Source organism: Paraburkholderia sp. JHI869 (assembly GCF_038900775.1).
Taxonomy (GTDB): Bacteria; Pseudomonadota; Gammaproteobacteria; order Burkholderiales; family Burkholderiaceae; genus Paraburkholderia.
In genome coordinates this window covers 147,832-167,127 of sequence record NZ_JAYMSC010000013.1, presented here as the reverse complement: position 1 = coordinate 167,127, position 19,296 = coordinate 147,832, and the positions used below count along the sequence as shown (strand labels likewise).

Genomic DNA, 19,296 nt, shown 5'->3' with positions numbered 1-19,296 from the left:
TTTCTCAAGCAGGACTGAAGACATGAATACGAGCCGTACGCCCCGCTACCGGGGCATTTTCCCCGTCGTGCCGACCACGTTCACCGAAACCGGCGAACTGGATCTGGCGAGCCAGAAGCGCGCTGTCGATTTCATGATCGACGCGGGCTCGGACGGCCTGTGCATTCTCGCGAACTTCTCGGAGCAGTTCTCGCTCTCCGACGACGAGCGCGAACTCATCACGCGCACCGTGCTCGAGCACGTGGCGGGCCGCGTGCCCGTGATCGTGACGACCACGCACTACGGCACGTCGATTGCCGCGGCGCGCAGCAAGCGCGCGCAGGAGCAGGGTGCAGCGATGGTGATGCTCATGCCGCCGTATCACGGCGCGACCTTCCGCGTGCCCGAGCAGCAGATTTACGACTTCTACGCGCGCGTGTCCGACGCGATCGACATTCCGATCATGATCCAGGACGCGCCCGCGAGCGGCACGGTGCTTTCCGCCGCGTTCCTCGCGCGCATGGCGCGTGAGATCGAGCAGGTCTCGTACTTCAAGATCGAAACGCCCGGCGCGGCGAACAAGCTGCGCGAGCTGATCAAGCTGGCGGGCGAAGCGGCCGAAGGCCCGTGGGACGGTGAAGAAGCCATCACACTGCTCGCCGACCTCAACGCAGGTGCGACCGGCTCGATGACGGGCGGCGGCTTCCCGGACGGCATTCGCCCGATCATCGAAGCGCACCGTGAGGGCCGCGCCGACGACGCATTCGCGCTTTACCAGAAGTGGCTGCCGCTCATCAATCACGAGAACCGCCAGGCGGGCCTGCTTGCCTGCAAGTCGCTGATGAAGGAAGGCGGCGTGATCGAGTGCGAACTGCCGCGCCATCCGTTGCCCGCGATGAATCCCGCGACGCGCGCCGAGCTGATCGAGATTGCGCGACGCCTCGATCCGCTCGTGCTGCGCTGGGGTAAGTAAATCGTTCGTCATCCAGAATAAAAAATCTCCCTGAAAAGAAGGGGCGGAGATACGTCATGAAAGCGTCCTATACGTTGGGTATCGTCGGCGTCGGCAAGATTGCGCGCGACCAGCATTTGCCCGCCATCGCGGGCAATCCCGGCTTCGAACTCGTGGCGAGCGCGAGCCGTAATGCGCAAGTGGAGAACGTGCGCAACTACAAGGACATCGGCGCGCTGCTGGGCGCCGAGTCCGACCTCGATGCCGTGTCGCTGTGCGCGCCGCCGCAGGTGCGTTACGCGCAGGCGCGCGCCGCGCTCGAAGCGGGCAAGCACGTCATGCTCGAAAAGCCGCCGGGTGCGAGCGTGAGCGAAGTCGAGGCGCTGCGCGAACTCGCGCAAAAGCGCGGCCGCACGCTGTTCACCACGTGGCATTCGCGCTGCGCGAGCGCCGTGGAACCCGCACGCGCGTGGCTCGCCGAGCGCACCATCCGCGCCGTGCACGTGCGCTGGAAGGAAGACGTGCGCCGCTGGCATCCGGGCCAGCAGTGGATCTGGGAACCGGGCGGCCTTGGCGTGTTCGATCCGGGCATCAACGCGCTTTCCATCGTCACGCGCATCCTGCCGCGCGAAGTGCTGCTGCGCGGCGCGACGCTGCATGTGCCGAGCGACTGCGCGACGCCCATCGCCGCGGAACTCGACTGCATCGACACCGACGGCGTGCCCGTGCGCGCCGAGTTCGACTGGCGCCACGGCCCGGTCGAGCAATGGGAAATCGATGTGGAGACAACGGACGGCCTGCTTTCGATCGCGGAAGGCGGCAAACGCCTCGCGATTGCGGGCGAGCCGGTCGCGCTCGAAGCCGAAAGGGAATATTCGGCGCTCTATGAACGTTTTCATTGGTTGATCGCCCACGGCACCGACGACGTGGACGTGCGCCCGCTGCGCCTCGTGGCGGACGCGTTCCTGCTCGGCAGGCACATCGAAGTCGAGGCCTTTGGCCACTAAGCGCTTCTTTTACGTACTACACACAGCAGCAAACCACACCCAGGAGACAGGAGCATGACCAGCAAGATTCGCCGCTTGACCCTTCGTGCCGCATTCGCGGCGATGTGCATCGCCCCGCTCGGCATGAACGTGGCGGCGCACGCCGACTCGCCCGTGAAGATCGGCTTCCTCGTGAAGATGCCGGAACAGGCATGGTTCATCAACGAGCAGAAGGCCGCCACGGCGCTCGGCCAGAAGGAGAACTTCTCGGTGGTGAACATCGGCACGCCGGACGGCGAGAAGGTGCTCGCCGCCATTGACAACCTCGGCGCGCAAGGCGCACAGGGCTTCGTGATCTGCGCGCCCGACGTGCGTCTCGGACCGGCCATTCAGGCGCGCGCCAAGCGCTACAACATGAAGTTCGTGACGGTGGACGACCAGCTCGTCGACTCGTCGGGCAAGCCGCTCGCCAGCGTGCCGCACCTCGGCATGTCGGCGCTCAAGATCGGCAATCAGGTTGGCCAGGCGATCACCGACGAAATGAAGCGCCGCGGCTGGAAGCCGGAAGAAGTGGGCGCGCTGCGTATCACCGACTATGAACTGCCCACGGCGAAGCTGCGCACGGACGGCGCGACGCAATCGCTGCTGGCCGGCGGCTTCAAGAAGGAAAACATCTTCGACGCCCCGCAAAAGACCACCGACGACGAAGGCGGCTTCAATGCGGCATCGCCGGTTCTCGCTCAGCATCCGAACATCAAGAAGTGGGTGGTGTTCGCGCTCAACGAAGAAAGCGTGCTGGGCGCCGTGCGCGCAACCGAACAGCTGCACATTCCTTCGGCTGACGTGATTGGCGTGGGCATCAACGGCGCAGGCGAAGCGTTCGCCGAGTTCCAGAAGAAGCAGCCCACGGGCTTCTACGGCACGATCGCCGTGAGCTCGACGAACCACGGCAAGGAAAGCGCCGAGAACCTCATCGACTGGATTCGCAACGGCAAGCAACCCGCCGCCGACACGCAGACCACCGGCAAGCTGATGACGCGCGACAACTGGACGGCCGTGCGCAGCGAGCTGGGTATCTAAGCGTAGAAAGTTAGAGGCGATGGAAAGGGCAGGGATGCAATGACTGAAACGATGACTGATGCGAACGCGCAGGTCGCAGGAACGAGCGCTCAACAGGGGAATCGCGCGTATCTGGAGCTCGACGGCATTACCGTGAGCTTTCCGGGCGTGCGCGCGCTCGACCGCGTGGCGCTGGAAGTGCGTGCCGGCGAAGTGCACGGCTTGATGGGCGAGAACGGCGCGGGTAAATCCACGCTGCTCAAGGTGCTCTCGGGCGTGAACCAGCCGCAGGAAGGCACGCTGAAGCTGAATGGCGTGGAGCATCGCTTCACGACCACGAAGGCGGCGCTCGAAGCGGGTATCGCGATCATCTATCAGGAACTGCATCTCGTGCCCGAGCTGACGGTGGCGGAAAACCTGATGCTCGGGCAGTTGCCCAATCGCTTCGGCGTGCTCGACGAAGGCACGCTCGTCAAGCGCGCGATGGATGAACTCAAGCGCCTTGGCGAGCGCATCGATCCGCGCACGCCGGTGAAGAATCTCTCCATCGGCCAGCGCCAGATGATCGAGATTGGCAAGGCGCTCATGCGCGACGCGCGTGTGATCGCCTTCGACGAACCGACCAGTTCGCTCTCGGCGCGCGAGACCGAGAACCTCTTTCGCATCATCAACGCGCTGCGCGCAGATGGCCGCGCGATCATCTACGTCACGCACCGCATGGACGAAGTCTATGAACTGTGCGACCGCGTGACGGTGTTCCGCGACGGCAAGCGCATCGAGACGTTCGATTCGGTGGCGGACCTCGACCGCAATCGCCTGATTGCCGCGATGGTGGGCCGCTCGATCGAAGACGTGTACGGCTATCGTCCGCGCGAAGCGGGCGAGGTGTTGATCGAAGCGAAGGGGCTGCTCGGGCCGGGTCTTAACGAGCCGGTGTCGTTCACGGCGCGGCGCGGTGAGATCGTCGGCTTCTTCGGGCTCGTGGGCGCAGGGCGCTCGGAACTCATGAAGCTGATTTACGGCGCGACGCGTGCCACAGCGGGTCACGTTGAACTCGAAGGCAAGCGCGTGAATTTCGCAAGTCCGCGCGACGCCGTGCGCGCGGGCCTGGCGCTTTGTCCCGAAGACCGCAAGCAGGAAGGCATCGTCGCGATCGCCTCGGTGGCCGACAACCTCAACATCAGCGCGCGCCGTCACTTCAGCCCCGCGCGCTTCCTGCTCGATGCGCGGCGCGAGCGCGACCTCGCGCAGGACTACATCAAGAAGCTCGCGATCAAGACGCGCAACGGCGACACGGCCATCGGCACGCTTTCGGGCGGCAACCAGCAGAAGGTGATTCTTTCGCGCTGGCTCGCCGAGCGCATCGAGGTGTTCCTGATGGACGAGCCCACGCGCGGCATCGACGTGGGCGCGCGCGCCGAGATTTACAACCTGCTGTACGAGCTCGCCGAAGCGGGCAAGACCGTGATCATGGTGTCGAGCGATCTGGCCGAAGTGATCGGCGTATCCGACCGCATCATCGTCATGCGCGAAGGGCGTATTGCGGGCAGCGTGTCGAAAGCCGATGCGTCGCCCAATGAACTGATCAAGATGGCGCTGCCGCGCTAAAGCGGCCGCTTTTTGCTTTTTTGCCTTGCCGGTTGCGCGCGCAACGATGCCGCGTAACCGATCCGAAACGATGAACCAGAAATGAGTGAAGCCATGCAGCCACAGGGCACGCCTACCGTCAACGAAGCCGCCGCGCCCATTACCCCTCAGCGCGCGCGTGCCTGGGACATGATCAACAAATCGGGCATCGTGGTGGTGTTCGTGGTGCTGTTCGCGGTGCTATCCGCAACGGTCCCCGACTTCCTCACGACCCGCAACATTCAGGGCCTGCTGCTCTCCGTCACGCTGATCGGCTCGATTGCCGTCACGATGATGTTCGTGCTCGCGCTCGGCGAGGTCGATCTTTCGGTCGCCTCGATCGTGGCGTTCTCGGGCGTGGTGGCTTCCACGGTCATCACGCAGTCGCATAGCGTGCTGCTCGGCATTACCGCGGGCGTGCTCGCGGGCGGCGCGGTAGGCCTCGTGAACGGCGTGCTGATCGCGCGCTTCAAGATCAACTCGCTGATCGCCACGCTGGCCATGATGGAAGCGGTGCGCGGCCTCGCGTTCCTCACCTCGAACGGCGACGCCGTGATGATCTCCGAAGAGCGCTTCTTCGACCTGGGCGGCGGCTCGTTCCTCGGCATCTCGTTCCCGATCTGGAGCAACATCATCGGCTTCGTGGTGTTCGGCTTCCTGCTCAAGAAAACCGTGTTCGGCAAGAACGTGCTCGCGGTGGGCGGCAATAGCGAAGCGGCGCGCCTTGCCGGCCTGCCGGTCACGCGCATCAAGATCACGGTGTTCGTGCTGCAAGGGCTCATTACGGGCTTTGCTGGCGTCATGCTGGCCTCGCGCATGAGCCTCGGCGACCCGAAGACTTCGGTGGGTCTCGAACTCGGTGTGATCTCGGCGTGCGTGCTGGGCGGCGTGTCGCTCACGGGCGGCGTGGCGACGATCTCGGGCGTGCTGGTGGGCGTGCTGATCATGGGCGCCGTGCAGGACGCCATGAGCCTCATGAACGTGCCGACGTTCTATCAGTACCTGATTCGCGGCGGCATCCTGTTGCTCGCGGTGCTGTTCGACCAGTTCCGCCGCAGCAAGCGGGCGGTGTAAGGGCCACCGGAGTCACTGGAGCGCCCAGGCGCTCCTCGAAGGCCTCGCGCGCGTCGGCGTCCAGGGTGAAAGCGCGCGAAGGCTCTCTCCAACGCTGGCGCGCTGGCCTTCCGAAGTTTGCGAGCATTATTTCGGTTAGTGCGCAGTGCTTCTGGTTCATGCCTGGCGGTGCAACGCCGCCATCAATGCAGTCCGCATTGAGCCGGAAAGCGCGCACCGCCTGTGTTCGCTGCCGTACATCCGGGCGCTCGCTCGCGGTGTAGCGTTTTCTTGCGTCATCTCCCAACTGTCCCACGTTCCGCAGCGCAATTGCGCGCTCCGCGCCATTCGGCACATCGCTTCGTGCACAGGGTTCGTCCACCGGGCAGGCCTTTCATGCAATGACGTCGCGCCGTTACTTTGTAGAGGAGGCCGAAATGTTATCGAATGGCGATTCGTCTCAAGAACTGCCGATCGGAACGCATGCTTTCGATTGTGTGTCACCGGTCTCTTCCAGTGCGGCTTCAGGCATGAAGGCAGCCGGGTTCGGCGCCTGCATCCGCTATCTCTCGCGCTCGGATACGCAGGGGGCGCTCGATCTGAGCTCCAGCGAGGCCAATGCGGTGCTCGGCGCGGGCTTGGCGCTCGGCGTCGTGCAGCATGTGAGCGCCGCGGGCTGGTCGCCTTCCGGCGCGCTTGGCGTGAGCTACGGAACGAATGCGGCTGACAATGCCCAGAGTGTTGGCGTGCCTCAAGGCGTGACCGTATGGCTCGATCTCGAAGGCGTGAGCAATGCAGCGGACGCCAGCGATGTGATCGCCTATTGCAATGCGTGGTTTGCAGCGGTCAGGAGCGCCGGTTATCAACCCGGTATTTACGTGGGCGCCAACTGCGGCTTGACGGGCGATCAATTGTTCTGGAATTTGCAGACGCAGCACTACTGGCAGTCGGGAAGCACGGTGCCTACGCTCCCCCAGCGGGGCTACCAGATGACGCAACGCATTACTGCTGCGCCCGACGTGCTCTGCGGGCTGAACATCGACAGAAACATGACGCTTACGGACAGCCTGGGTGGTCAGGCGACATGGTGGTGCCGTTGAGCGGCAGCAAGCGCGAGGGGGGAAAAGCTAACCGGATGTATTGTTTTTTTAAGTAATTAGCATTCCTTCGTTAATGGAGGGAATCTTGTGATTGCAAAAACGAACGAGGAGACCAACCGCGAATGGGCGCAGCGCCTGCTCACGGAAACCTACTGGTTAGCGACAGGGCGACTATTGCTGCTGGTTTTCGTTGTGGTCATCGTGAACGCTGCCGGCGACGCTCTTGCGCTGCTCGCCGTGCACTTGCCGAGAGCGCCCGTGCCGTCCCTGTCCGCGAGTGCGGGATCGGTTGCCGGCGATCGCAATGCGGCGAAACCGGTCACGGAAAACGCAAGTCGGAAAGCCGCGATCGCGGCTGCGCCGAATCCGACGAATCCGATACGTTCGACGAAACCGCAAAGGCGGCCGTGGCTGTTCAGGATCGAGGAACTCCCGCTGCCGATCTTCGTGCTTGCCGCCCTCACCACTGCGCTCGCGTCGGCGCCGTTCATCGCCTTCCTCACAATCGGATGGTATGTGCGCTATCGGGAGTTTGAAAATAGCCTCAAGTGCGGGGCGCTTTCTGCGTACCTCCAGCGCTTCTGGTCGAAGTGGCTGATCGATGCGATCAACGGTGCGTTCCCGGGCACGCTTGCCAGGCCCGTGCCGGACACGAACGCTGCGCCGCCGCAAGGCGGCGACAAGGATTGGCGCGGCCTGGCTGATAACAATCTTCAGCTATGCGACCGGCTCTTCTTGCACATCTATCACCAGCAATACGGTCTCACGGCTTTTGTGCCGCCGTATTGCATTCTCGTCGTGATGGTTTATGCGGCTTCCGCCGTTGTGGGTTGGGTGTACATGTGCGCGTCGTGCGACAGCACGACCGCTGCCACCTGCCTGTTTGGTTTGAATGTGCCCGGCATCCTTGCCGTGTTTGGCGGCGCCTTTATGTTCATCGTGAGCGATTCCGTTCTTGCGGTGCGACGCCGGGCGCTCAATGTCTCAGATGTGTACTGGTACTCATTGCGGCTCATGTTAGCGATTCCGTTCGCGCTGCTCGCCAACGCGATGGCAAAGCCCGATGGCGGCGCGGTGGCGCTTGCTTTCGTCATCGCGACGTTGCCTTTGGGCGAGATCGTCAAGCTGGTTCGCCGTTTCACGGCGGTCAACGTTCTGAAGGTCGAGAAGGAGGAAGATCCGCAAGACCAACTACTCCATCTGAGCGGCGTGACGAAGTCCGTTTCGCAGACCCTGCAGGTCGAAGGCATCGAATCGATCGAGCAGGTCGCGTCGGCGGATCCCGTCACGCTTTCCATTCGCACGGGGTTTCCGTTTCGCTTCACGTTGCGGTTGGGGTCACAGGCCATCGTGCGACGTCATTTCGGCAACAACGCTGCGCAACTGCTGCCCATCGGTTTGGGCGATGTCGTGCCCATCTTCCTGCTCGTGCAGGCGATGGACGGCAAGGGCGCGCCGACCATCCCGTTGCCGCCAGGCACCGTGCCGCAAACCGACGAGAAGGACCTCGTGATCAGGAACGCGGCGACGCGCCTCTTTCCCAATGACGACCCTGCACAGCGCGAAGCGGTTGTGAAGATGAAATTTCGCCAGATCGCCGCCGAGGAATACACGCTCATGCTGGCGAAAATCACGCCGCTAGACCCCGCCCTCTAACACCCGGTGAAAGGCGAAGGAGGGCGTAAGCTGCGCGCCTCAAGTCTCCAGCGGCGCCCCGCCCAATATCGAATTGGCATCGGCGCGCGCATTATCGAGCTGCACGACGCTCGCTTGCCGCGCCGCGAGCGCGTCGCCGTGCTCGATCGCCGTGAGAATCGCCTTGTGGCGCGGCAACGAGAGCGCATGCGTGTTGGGATGGCGGCTCGTGAGCTTGATCGACTCGGAAAGCGCGAGCGAGAGCATGTTGCCGATGTACGCCAGCATGTTGTTATGCGTGGCCGCCATGATCGCGCGGTGGAATTCCAGATCGGGCTCGAGCAGGTCGGCGGCGGTTTGCGCCTGCTCCATGCGCGCATAGGCGGCGATAATACGGGCGCGGTCTTCGTCGTTTGCTGAAATCGCGGCAAGCGCCGCGGCGGCGGGCTCGATGATCTGCCGCACGGTCATGAGCGAGCGGAAGAATTCGCCTTCGGGAATGCTGTTGACGGTCCAGTACAGCACGTCGGGGTCGAGCATGTGCCATTCTTCGCGCGGCCGCACAACGCTGCCCACGCGCGGCTTCGAAACCACGAGGCCCTTGGCGACCAGCACGCGCGTGGCCTCGCGCAGCACGGGGCGGCTCACGCCGTAGGTCTCGCACAGCGTGGGTTCAGCGGGCAGGCGCTGCCCGGGGGCGAGCGTGCCGCCCACGATCTGCATGCCGAGCTCCTGCACGATGCGCGCGTGCATGCTCTTGCGTTTCTCTAGATTGCGGTAATCCATGATTGTCCGGCGGGGGCTACCCGATCGGAGCGTCCCCCTTTGTTATGGGGCCATTACGCGCTGGTGGCGCGCATTGCCCGGTATTCCCGCCGCACGATATCCATCAGTTCAGCCACCGATGTATTGGCGCTGTGCTGCTCGTATGTCACGCGGCCTCGCTGCATCAACATGATGCGATCCGCAATATCGAGCGTCTGCGCATAGTTGTGCATGATCATGATAATCGATAGCCCGCCTTTTTCCTTCAAACGCATGATCAGATCGATGATGAGACCCGCTTCGCGCGCTCCCATCGCGGCGAGCGGCTCGTCGAGCAGGAGGATTTTTGCGTTCGAATGGACGGCGCGCGCCACCGCAATGGCCTGGCGCTGACCGCCCGAAAGCCGCTCCACGGGCAGGTCCACCGAGGGCACGTGCACACCGATGTCGTCGAGCAGTTGCGCTGCGCGCTGGCGCATCTGCTTGTGGTCGAGCAGTTTAAAGGGGCCGCGACGCACGATCTCGCGGTTTAGGAACATGTTGTGATAAATGCTCAGCGAATTGGCGAGCGCGAGATCCTGATAAACGCATTCGATGCCGAGCGAGCGCGCATGGTCCACCGAGCGCAGCAGCGTTTCGTTGCCGTCTATCTGCAGTGTGCCGCTAGTTTGCTGATGAAAACCCGTGAGGATCTTCACGAGCGTGGACTTGCCCGCGCCATTGTCGCCGAGGATGCCGAGGATTTCGCCGCGCCCGAGCGTGAGCGAAACGCCGTCGAGCGCCGTGACCGCGCCAAAGCGCTTGACGATGTTGTCGGCGCGCACGGCAAGCGGAGCATCAGCGGTGGCGGTGGCGCCGCCAGCGGAGGCTTGCGATTCGTCCATCATTGGCCCCCTTTGCGGCGCAGGCGCCCAACGTGGATGTTGAAGACCATGGCAGCGAGAATCGCGGCGCCGAGGATGATGTTGAACGTGAACGCGTTGATGCCGATGAGCGTGAAGCCGTCGTTGAGAATACCGAGCACGGCCGCGCCGATCAGGCCGCCCACGATCGTGCCCGAGCCGCCCGTGAGCGGCGTGCCGCCGATCACGGCCGAAGCCACGGCGAGGAACATGATCTGGTTGCCGCCTGCCTGCGGGTCGATCGAGGTGATGCGAAAGCCTTCCAGGATGCCCGTGAAGCCCGCGAGCACGGCGGCGATGATGAAGTTGCCGAGGCGCAGGCGGTTCACATGAATACCGGCTTCGCTCGCGCCTATTGGATTCGCGCCGGCCGCCTGCGTATGCAGGCCCCAGCGTGTGTGCCGCAACAGCACGTGCATCGCAAACGCGATCACGATGGTCCAGAGAATCTCGCTATAGCCCCACGCGCCCATGAAGGCCGCGAACTCGGGCGAGCCCGGCGTTTGCACCGGCGTGCCGCGCGAGATGGTCAGCGTGATGCCGTTGATGAGGAAGAGCGTGCCGAGCGTGGTGACGAACGAGGGCAGGCGCAGCCACACGGTCACGGCCCCGTTCACGAAGCCGACGATGCCCGCGGCCACGAGCCCCGCGATCACGGCGAGCCACATGGGCGCGCCCGCGTCGTTGGCGAACACCATCATGAACGGCGCGAAGGCGAACACCATGCCTGCCGAGAGATCGATGTCGCCGCCGATCATCAGCATGATTTCGCCGAACGCAATGATCGCCACCGGCGCGATGAACTGCGAGAGGTTGACGAGACTCGCGTTGGTGAGCAGGAAATCGCGGTTGGAAAATTCGAAGTACGCCGCGAGGATCACGGCCACGAGCAAAATGCGCAGCTCGGGCGCCCACGCGGAGAGCCATTGCCCGCGCGGGCGGGCAGCCCGCGCGGAGACTTCAGCCTTGCCAGTTTCGTTCACTGAGTTCATTACGCGTAGTGGATCACGACTTGATCGCGCCGCTCATCGGGACGATTTGCGGCTTGGTGGTCTTGCCTTCAAAACGCGTCGAGGTGTTCAGGTACGGCTCGACGGTGTCCTTCGTCACGAACTTCAGGCCCGTGTTGGTGTCGGCCGGGCCGACGAGGCCGCCCGAGGCCAGCGTGACAAACGCCTGCATCACCGTGTAAAAGCCCTGCACGTACGGCTGCTGGTCGATCGTGAAGTCGAGGAAGCCTTCGTGAATGAGCTGAACCGTGGTGGGCAGCAGGTCGAAGCCGCCGCCATGCACGCCCTTCGATGGCAGGTTCTGTTCCTTCATCACCTGTGCGACGCCCTGCGTGCTGCCCGCATCCACGGCGAACATGCCCTTCACGTCCTGGTGGCCGAGGTAGAACGCCTTGATCTTCGAAAGCTCTTCGTTGACGGTCGCGCCCGTGGCCACGGTCTGGATGTCGATCTTCTTGCCGGACTTCTTGATGGCGTCGCTTGCGCCATCGAGACGCGGCTGGATGTTGAGCTGGCCGGGCGTCGCGATGAAGAGCGCGACCATGCCGCTGTCGATGAGGCTCACGATGCGCTCGCCCATCTGGTAGCCCGAGAGATACAGGTCCTGGCCGATATAGGCGAGACGCGGATTCTTCTTGCCGCGCGGCGCGTCGGCGTTATAGGCGAAGACCGGAATGCCCGCGTCGAGCGCCGCTTGAATGGGCTTGTCGAAGGCGGTGGGGTCGACGATCGGCACCGCGATCGCATCGGCCTTGGCCGCGATGGCCGAATTCACGGCGCGCACCATTTCACCTGCGTCGGACGTGGCCGAGCCGGTCCACTGGTAGTCCATGCCCAGCAGCGAGCACGCGTCCTGAATGCCGTATTGCGTCGGCACGAAGAACGGATTCGTGGTGACGTGATTGACGAACACGATCTTCCACTTCTTGTGCGAGGGGAATCCCCCCTCGGCTGCCTGGGCCGTGGAAATGAATCCGCCGCCGCCCACCGCGCCGAGCAGCGATAGCGCCGCACCTAGCCCCGCACCCTGCATCAGGCCGCGCCGGCCCGTGTCGATCAAGCTCTTCCCGTCTTTTGCGTCATCCCGATCGTGCGCCATGTTTTCCTCCGGTCTTGTCTTCGTGGTCGATGGTGTCGACTTTTCGTCGAAAAGCGTGCAGATACTGGACAGTACCGGGGGAACGCGCATGCGCGGCGCTCGCTGATTCGAGTCATCACGCGCTAGACATCCGCAGCGAACGTGGGTTCGCCGGGCGCCGACGGTACCGCAAAAAGCTTAGTGCAGCGTGATGAGGCCTCCTAATCCATGTATACCCGTAACTACTCCATAAGCGCGATGACAAGCGGCTTACGCGCCGCCCTTCGCCTCCTGCATGTGCGGCGGCGGGCTCGCGAGCTTGGCCTGGTCCATCGGCGTGGCGGATTGTGTGCGCGGGCGTGTGGTGCGCGGTGCGCCGCGTCCCGTGCCGGTGGACTTGCGGCGCGCGGCGTGGCGCTCGGTCGCGCGCTGCATGAGGCAGAACGCGCAGAGCAGCGCGCCGATCACGATGCGCGTCCACCACGAGCTGAGCGTGCCGTCGAAGGTGATGAGCGTCTGGATCGTGCCGAGAATGCCCACGCCGAACACCGAGCCGATCACATAGCCCACGCCGCCCGTGAGCAGCGTGCCGCCAATCACCGTCGCGGCGATGGCGTCGAGTTCCATGCCTTGTGCCTGCAGACCGTAGCCCGAGAGCACGTAGAGCGTAAACACCACGCCGCCGAGCGCCGAGCAAAAGCCCGAGAGCGCATACACGCCGATCTTGGTGCGCGCCACCGGCAGACCCATGAGCAGGGCGGAGCGCTCGTTGCCGCCGATCGCGTAGACGTTGCGCCCAAAGCGCGTGAAGTGCGCAATGACGATGCCTGCAACGAGCATGGCGATGGCCGTGAGCGAGCCCGTGGTGAGCGAGCCGCTGCCCACCGGAATGTTGAATTCGGAAAGCGCGTGAAAACCGGGGTCGTTGATCTGGATGGATTCGGTGGTGATCAGAAAGCAGGTGCCGCGCGCGAGGAACATGCCCGCGAGCGTGATGATGAAGGGCTGCAGCCGGAAGAAGTGGATCAGCGCGCCCATTGCCGCGCCGTAGAGCGCGCCGCAGAGCAAGACGAGCGGCACGACCACGAGCACGGGCCAGTGCAGCTTTTCGGTGCCCACCGCGCAAAGAATCGTGGTGAGCGCGACCACGGCGCCGACCGAAAGATCGATGCCGCCGGAGATGATCACGAACGTCATGCCGATGGCGACGATCAGCAGGAACGCGTTATCGACCAGCAGGCCGAAGGCCACCTGAAGCGAGAAGAACCCGGTGTACATGACCGAGCCGAAGCCGAACAGCACGGCAAACAGCACGACGGTCACGAAGATGGGCAGCACGCGCGGATCGACGAAGCGCTGCGCGCCGCGCCTGCACGCTGCGAGCGTGTTCGAAAATGACAGGGCAGGGCGGTTCATGCTCGGCTTCCCCCGTATGGGTGCGCTTCGTGCTCAGGCGCGCGCGCGGCGTGCGAGAGCAATACGCTTGAGTTGTTGGAACGCGAAGGTGCGCGCGGCGGGCGACTGGATCAGGCACACGAGCAGCACGACCACGGCCTTCACGACGAGCGTGGCCTCGGGCGGCACGCCGATCGAATAGGTGGTGTAGGTGAGCGTCTGGATGATGAGCGCGCCGAGCACCGTGCCCGCGAGACTGAAGCGCCCGCCCAGCAGCGAAGTGCCGCCGAGCGTCACGGCGAGAATGGCGTCGAGTTCGAGCAGGAGGCCCGCGTTGTTGCCGTCCGCGCTGCGCACGTTCGAGCTGATGAGAATGCCCGCAATCGCAGCGGTCACGCCGCAGAACGCATACGCGCCGAACACCACGGCTTGCGACGAAAGACCCGCAAGGCGCGCGGCCACCGGATTCACGCCGATCGAGCGGATGAAAAGCCCGAGCGCGGTGCGATTGACGATGAGCGCGGTGAGCACGGTCACGGCGAGCGCGATCCACACGGCGCACGGTATCAGCGCGAAATAGCCGCCGCCCGCGAAGAGGTAGCCGGGCGCGCCGATCGGGATGATTTGTCCGCCCGTGAGCAATTGCGCCACGCCACGGCCCGCCACCATCAGAATGAGCGTGGCGATGATCGGCTGCATGCCCACGAACGCCACGAGCAGCCCGTTCCAGATGCCGGCAAGTAGACCCACCGCAAGCGCCGCGCCGAACGCCAAGCCCACGCGCGAAGGATCGGCGGCGAGCACCGTGGCGGCCGCTGCACCCGCGATCGCCACGACGGCGCCCACGGAAATGTCGATGCCCCGCGTGGCGATCACGAGCGTCATGCCGAGCGACACCACGACGAGCGGCGCGGCGCGCATGAGGATGTCGATGGGCGCGCCGAACAGGTGGCCGCCCAGCATCGTGATTGCGAGGAAGTTGCCGCGATGCGCGACATCGACGACGAAAAGAGCGATGAGCGTGACCGCCGGCCACACCAGCGGATGCCGGATGACGAGCGAGAGCCAGGCGGGGAGAGCGGGGCGCGTCATCGACGGTCTCCGGCAATGAGGTCGTAGACTTCGTGCTCCGAGCGCGATGCGCCCGAAAGCTCGGCCACCTTGCGCCGGTCGCGCAGCACGGCGATGCGGTCGCTCACGCGCACCACTTCGCTAATTTCCGACGAAATGAACAGAATGCCGAGGCCTTTCGCGCAAAGCGCGCGCACGCGGTCCATGATCTCGAACTTGGCGGCTACGTCGATGCCGCGCGTGGGTTCGTCGAGTATCAGCAAACGCGGCTTGGTCGCGAGCCAGCGCGCGAGCAGTACCTTCTGCTGATTGCCGCCCGAAAGCAGGCCAATGGGCTGCTCGGCGTCGCGCGCCTTGATGCCGAGTTGCTCGATATACTCGTTGGCCAGTTCGCGCTGACGCGAACGCCGGATCATGCGCCACCAGCCCAGTTGCGCCTGCAGCGCGAGCACGATGTTTTCGCGTATCGACAGATCGGCGACGATGCCTTCTTTCTTGCGGTCTTCGGGGCAATAGGCCATGCCGTGCCGTACGGCGTCGCGCGGGGAAGAAAGCTTCACCGGCTTACCGTTGATATGCACCGTGCCCTCATCGGCTTTATCCGCGCCGAACAGCAGACGCGCGGTTTCCGTGCGGCCCGAGCCGAGCAGGCCGGCGAGGCCCAGAATCTGGCCCGGCTGTACTTCGAGATCGAGCGGGTTCAGCACGCCGCGGCGCGCCACGCCTTGTGCGGCGAGATACGGTTCGGCGTCCGAAGCAGCGGTTTCATTGTGCGCGGCCTCGGTTTGCGTGAGCCGCTCGCCCGCGTTCTGCAGGCCCACCATCTTCGCGACCAGCGTTTGCACGGGCAGATCGGCGGCGAGATAGTCGCCTTCGCGCTCGCCGTTGCGCATCACCGTGATGCGGTCGGAAATCGCGTAGGTCTGCTCCAGAAAATGCGTGACGAACAGAATCGCAATGCCCGACGCTTTCAGCTTGCGCAGCACGTCGAAGAGGCGCGCGACTTCGCCTTCGTCGAGGCTCGAAGTCGGTTCGTCGAGAATCAGAATGCGCGCATCGACGGACACCGCGCGCGCAATCGCCACCATCTGCTGCATCGCAATGGGGTAAGTGTCGAGCGATTGCGTGACGTCGAGCGAGAGATTCAGTTCCGCGAGCGCTTCTTCCGCGCGGCGATGAATGGTTTTCCAGTCGATCAGGCCGAGGCCGCGCTTGCGCGGCTGGCGACCCGCGAAAATGTTCTCTGCCACCGAGAGATTCGGGCAGAGATTGACCTCCTGGTAGAGCGTCTGGATGCCGGCGGCCTCCGCCATCTGCGGCGTCGCGAAGTGCACCGCCTGGCCCGCGAGGCGTATCTCGCCAGCCTCTGGCTGGTGCACGCCGGTCAGCACGTTGATGAGCGTGGACTTGCCGGCGCCGTTCTGCCCCATCAGCGTATGAATCTCGCCGGGGTACAGACGAAAATCGACCCGGTCGAGCGCACGCACGCCGGGGAAGGTTCGGGTAAGACCGACAGTTTCGAGTATCGGGGAAACGCTCATGGGCAACCGTGAAAGAGGCCAGAGCGCGCGGCGGACTTCGTGAACCCTTTACGTACTAAGGGCTACGAAGCACACCGCGCCGCTTGCAGCGAGTTTAGTACTTGCGCGACGGCAGCACCTGCGCCGCCACATCCATCGGGAACACCGTTTCGTTCGTCACGATGCGCTTGGGCAACTGCTTGCCCGCCACGACGTCCTTCACGGCGCTCATGAGCTGCGGCCCGAGCAGCGGGCTGCATTCCACGTCGACGTTCATCTTGCCGGCGATCATCGCCTCGAAGCCGCCCTTGGTGGCGTCGAACGACACGACGCTGATGTCCTTGCCCGGCTTCATGCCCGCTTCTTCCATGGCCTGGATCGCGCCGAGCGCCATGTCGTCGTTATGCGCGTAGACCACGTTGATCTTGTTTCCATACGTCTTCGCGAACGCTTCCATGACCTGCTTGCCGCCGGCCAGCGTGAAGTCGCCGCTTTGCGACGCGATGATCTTGAACTTCGGATCGTTCTTGATCACTTCCATGAGGCCCGAGTGACGGTCGTTGGCCGGTGCGGAACCCACGGTGCCCTGCAGTTCGACGATGTTGATCGGGCCGGGATTGCTCTTGTAGTGATCTTCAAGCCACTTGCCCGCACGGCGGCCTTCTTCCAGGAAGTCCGAGCCGATCATCGTCACGTAGAGCGACTGGTCTTTCACGTCGATGTTGCGGTCCGTGAGGATCACGGGAATCTTGGCGCGCTTGGCTTCCTGCAGCACCGGCTCCCAGCCCGATTCCACCACGGGCGAGAACGCGATCACGTCGACCTTCTGGGCGATATACGAGCGGATCGCCTTGATCTGGTTTTCCTGCTTCTGCTGGGCGTCTGAGAACTTGAGATTGATGCCGGCGTCTTTCGCGGCCTGTTTGACCGACACCGTGTTGGCCGTGCGCCAGGCGCTTTCCGCGCCGACCTGCGCAAAGCCTAGCGTGATCTGCTTGTCTTCGGCGTGCGCGACGCCCGCCGCCAACGAAAAAGCGGCCGCCGTAGCGACCAGCCCGCTTACCATGCGAGTTGCCAGTTTCATGCGTGTCTCCGATGTAGCTCTGTGCGTTGTATTTCTTTAATTCATGGCGCTACACCCGCGTCCATCACGGCCGGACAGTATCACGAGAAGTATCGCGCCATCCCTGGCCTCCGGTTATATCCTTTCGGTAAACCGTTAGCCGCCCCTGCTGACCACAATAGACAAACTATATGCAACGTCCGGAACGGATTCGATTAGCGTTTTCCCGATAATCGCAGTCCATATAGTCATGCTATTTATAGGACTTTCTCACTAAGTGGGCAAAGCCATGAACACCCGTAAGCCCAAGCTTCGCTCGGCCGCGTGGTTCGGCACCACGGACAAAAACGGCTTCATGTACCGGAGCTGGATGAAGAATCAGGGAATCCCGGATCACGAATTCGCCGGCAAGCCGATTATCGGCATTTGCAATACGTGGTCGGAACTCACACCTTGCAACGCGCACTTTCGCAAGCTCGCCGAGCACGTTAAGCGCGGCATATACGAAGCCGGCGGTTTCCCGGTTGAGTTTCCGGTGTTCTCGAACGGCGAGTCGAACTTGCGGCCCACGGCGATGTTCACGCGCAACCTCGCTTCGATGGATGTTGAGGAATCCATACGAGGCAATCCCGTCGATGCCGTCGTGCTGCTAGTGGGCTGCGACAAGACCACGCCTGCCTTGCTGATGGGAGCCGCGAGCTGCGACGTGCCGGCTATTGCCGTGACCGGCGGCCCGATGCTCAACGGCAAACATGAAGGGCGCGATATTGGCTCGGGCACGGTGGTATGGCAACTGAGCGAGCAGGTGAAGGCGGGCAAGATCTCGATTCACGAGTTCATGTCGGCGGAGGCGGGCATGTCGCGCTCGGCGGGTACCTGCAACACCATGGGCACGGCTTCGACCATGGCGTGCATGGCCGAGGCGCTCGGCGTCACGCTGCCGCACAACGCGGCGATTCCCGCCGTGGATGCACGGCGCTACGTGCTCGCGCACATGTCGGGCATGCGCATCGTGGAGATGGCGCTCGAAGATTTGCGTCTCTCGAAACTGCTCACGCGCGAGGCCTTCGAGAATGCGATTCGCACGAACGCGGCCATCGGCGGCTCGACCAATGCGGCGATCCACCTGAAGGCGATTGCGGGACGCATCGGCGTGCCGCTCGAACTCGACGACTGGACGCGCATCGGGCGCGGTACCCCGACCATCGTTGATTTGCAACCCTCGGGCCGCTTCCTGATGGAGGAGTTTTATTACGCAGGCGGCCTGCCCGCCGTGTTGCGGCGCCTGGGTGAAGCGAATCTGCTGCCGCATCCCGACGCGCTCACGGCCAATGGCAAAACGCTCTGGGAAAATGTGCGCGAAGCGCCCATCCACAACGCCGAAGTGATTCGCCCGCTCGACAATCCGCTCGTGAAAGACGGCGCATTGTGCGTGCTGCGCGGCAATCTCGCGCCGAACGGCGCGGTGTTGAAGCCTTCGGCGGCCACGCAAAAGCTCTTGAAGCATCGCGGGCCCGCCGTGGTGTTCGAGAACTTCGACGACTACAAGGCGCGTATCGGCGACCCCGAACTCAACGTCACGGCAGATTCCGTGCTCGTCATGAAGAATTGCGGGCCCAAGGGTTATCCGGGCATGGCCGAAGTGGGCAACATGGGCCTGCCGCCCAAGCTGCTCGCGCAGGGCGTGACCGACATGGTGCGTGTGTCGGACGCGCGCATGAGCGGCACCGCGTATGGCACGGTGGTGCTGCACGTGGCCCCCGAAGCGCGCGCGGGCGGACCGCTCGCGATCGTTCGCGACGGCGACTGGATCGAACTGGACTGCGAAAAGGGCACGCTGCGCGTGGATATCAGCGACGAGACGATCGTCGCGCGGCTCGACGAATGGGCCGCGAATCAGCATCCCATTCCCGCCGATCGCAGCGGTTATCGCAAGCTCTATGTCGAGCACGTGCTGCAGGCCGACGAGGGCTGCGATTTCGACTTCCTGGTGGGCTGCCGCGGCTCTGACGTGCCGAGCCATTCGCATTGACATCGCTCGCGCGGAACCCGCGTTGCGGCAGACGCGGGTTCCCGCCCTCGCATCAAAAATTAAAGATTCA

At 63.8% G+C, this 19,296-nt stretch carries 16 protein-coding genes; 8 read left to right on the top strand and 8 right to left on the bottom strand.

From position 1 onward, the window contains the following. Positions 1-22: 22 nt before the first annotated feature. The 7 genes from VSR72_RS22685 (at position 23) to VSR72_RS22655 (ending at position 8,411) form a co-directional block, all read left to right on the top strand. A complete protein-coding gene (locus tag VSR72_RS22685) occupies positions 23-952 on the top strand; it encodes a dihydrodipicolinate synthase family protein (RefSeq protein WP_342954569.1) in 930 nt (309 codons plus the stop codon). A gap of 56 nt (positions 953-1,008) precedes the next feature. After that, on the top strand, positions 1,009-1,938 hold the full coding sequence (locus VSR72_RS22680) for a Gfo/Idh/MocA family oxidoreductase (RefSeq protein WP_342954568.1): 930 nt from the start codon (positions 1,009-1,011) through the stop codon (positions 1,936-1,938). Positions 1,939-1,992: 54 nt separating this feature from the next. Further along, complete coding sequence (locus VSR72_RS22675; protein WP_342954567.1) at positions 1,993-2,997, top strand: arabinose ABC transporter substrate-binding protein; 1,005 nt, start codon at positions 1,993-1,995, stop codon at positions 2,995-2,997. A gap of 39 nt (positions 2,998-3,036) precedes the next feature. Next, a complete protein-coding gene (araG, locus tag VSR72_RS22670) occupies positions 3,037-4,584 on the top strand; it encodes an L-arabinose ABC transporter ATP-binding protein AraG (RefSeq protein WP_342954566.1) in 1,548 nt (515 codons plus the stop codon). Between the two features lie 81 nt (positions 4,585-4,665). Continuing rightward, complete coding sequence (gene araH, locus VSR72_RS22665; RefSeq protein ID WP_321914059.1) at positions 4,666-5,676, top strand: L-arabinose ABC transporter permease AraH; 1,011 nt, start codon at positions 4,666-4,668, stop codon at positions 5,674-5,676. 509 nt (positions 5,677-6,185) lie between these two features. Then, complete coding sequence (locus tag VSR72_RS22660) at positions 6,186-6,755, top strand: DUF1906 domain-containing protein (RefSeq protein ID WP_342954565.1); 570 nt, start codon at positions 6,186-6,188, stop codon at positions 6,753-6,755. A gap of 87 nt (positions 6,756-6,842) precedes the next feature. Continuing rightward, complete coding sequence (locus VSR72_RS22655; protein ID WP_342954564.1) at positions 6,843-8,411, top strand: hypothetical protein; 1,569 nt, start codon at positions 6,843-6,845, stop codon at positions 8,409-8,411. 39 nt (positions 8,412-8,450) lie between these two features. Here VSR72_RS22655 and VSR72_RS22650 read toward each other — a convergent pair whose 3' ends face one another. The 8 genes from VSR72_RS22650 to VSR72_RS22615 all read right to left on the bottom strand — a co-directional run bounded on the left by VSR72_RS22650 (position 8,451) and on the right by VSR72_RS22615 (position 17,215). Further along, the gene (locus VSR72_RS22650; protein ID WP_342954563.1) at positions 8,451-9,176 is read right to left on the bottom strand and encodes a FadR/GntR family transcriptional regulator; all 726 of its coding nucleotides are present in this window, start codon (positions 9,174-9,176) and stop codon (positions 8,451-8,453) included. A 53-nt stretch (positions 9,177-9,229) separates the two neighbouring features. Beyond that, the gene (locus tag VSR72_RS22645) at positions 9,230-10,039 is read right to left on the bottom strand and encodes an ATP-binding cassette domain-containing protein (protein WP_342954631.1); all 810 of its coding nucleotides are present in this window, start codon (positions 10,037-10,039) and stop codon (positions 9,230-9,232) included. Next, positions 10,039-11,049, bottom strand: coding sequence for an ABC transporter permease (locus VSR72_RS22640; RefSeq protein ID WP_342954562.1), 1,011 nt, complete (start codon positions 11,047-11,049; stop codon positions 10,039-10,041). Before VSR72_RS22640 ends, VSR72_RS22645 begins: the two co-directional genes overlap by 1 nt. 13 nt (positions 11,050-11,062) lie before the next feature. Continuing rightward, positions 11,063-12,166 (bottom strand): sugar ABC transporter substrate-binding protein, encoded by a 1,104-nt coding sequence (locus VSR72_RS22635; RefSeq protein ID WP_342954561.1) that lies wholly within the window; start codon positions 12,164-12,166, stop codon positions 11,063-11,065. A 249-nt stretch (positions 12,167-12,415) separates the two neighbouring features. Next, positions 12,416-13,561, bottom strand: a complete 1,146-nt coding sequence (yjfF, locus tag VSR72_RS22630) for a galactofuranose ABC transporter, permease protein YjfF (RefSeq protein ID WP_342954560.1) — start codon at positions 13,559-13,561, stop codon at positions 12,416-12,418. A gap of 33 nt (positions 13,562-13,594) precedes the next feature. Then, positions 13,595-14,632 (bottom strand): ABC transporter permease, encoded by a 1,038-nt coding sequence (locus tag VSR72_RS22625; protein WP_342954559.1) that lies wholly within the window; start codon positions 14,630-14,632, stop codon positions 13,595-13,597. Continuing rightward, a complete protein-coding gene (locus VSR72_RS22620) occupies positions 14,629-16,152 on the bottom strand; it encodes a sugar ABC transporter ATP-binding protein (protein WP_342954558.1) in 1,524 nt (507 codons plus the stop codon). The genes VSR72_RS22625 and VSR72_RS22620 overlap by 4 nt, the downstream gene beginning before the upstream one ends. Positions 16,153-16,246: 94 nt before the next feature. Beyond that, on the bottom strand, positions 16,247-17,215 hold the full coding sequence (locus tag VSR72_RS22615) for an ABC transporter substrate-binding protein (RefSeq protein ID WP_342954557.1): 969 nt from the start codon (positions 17,213-17,215) through the stop codon (positions 16,247-16,249). A 268-nt stretch (positions 17,216-17,483) separates the two neighbouring features. Here VSR72_RS22615 and VSR72_RS22610 point away from each other — a divergent pair, with 268 nt between their 5' ends. Next, positions 17,484-19,226, top strand: coding sequence for an IlvD/Edd family dehydratase (locus VSR72_RS22610; RefSeq protein WP_342954556.1), 1,743 nt, complete (start codon positions 17,484-17,486; stop codon positions 19,224-19,226). Positions 19,227-19,296: the final 70 nt, after the last annotated feature.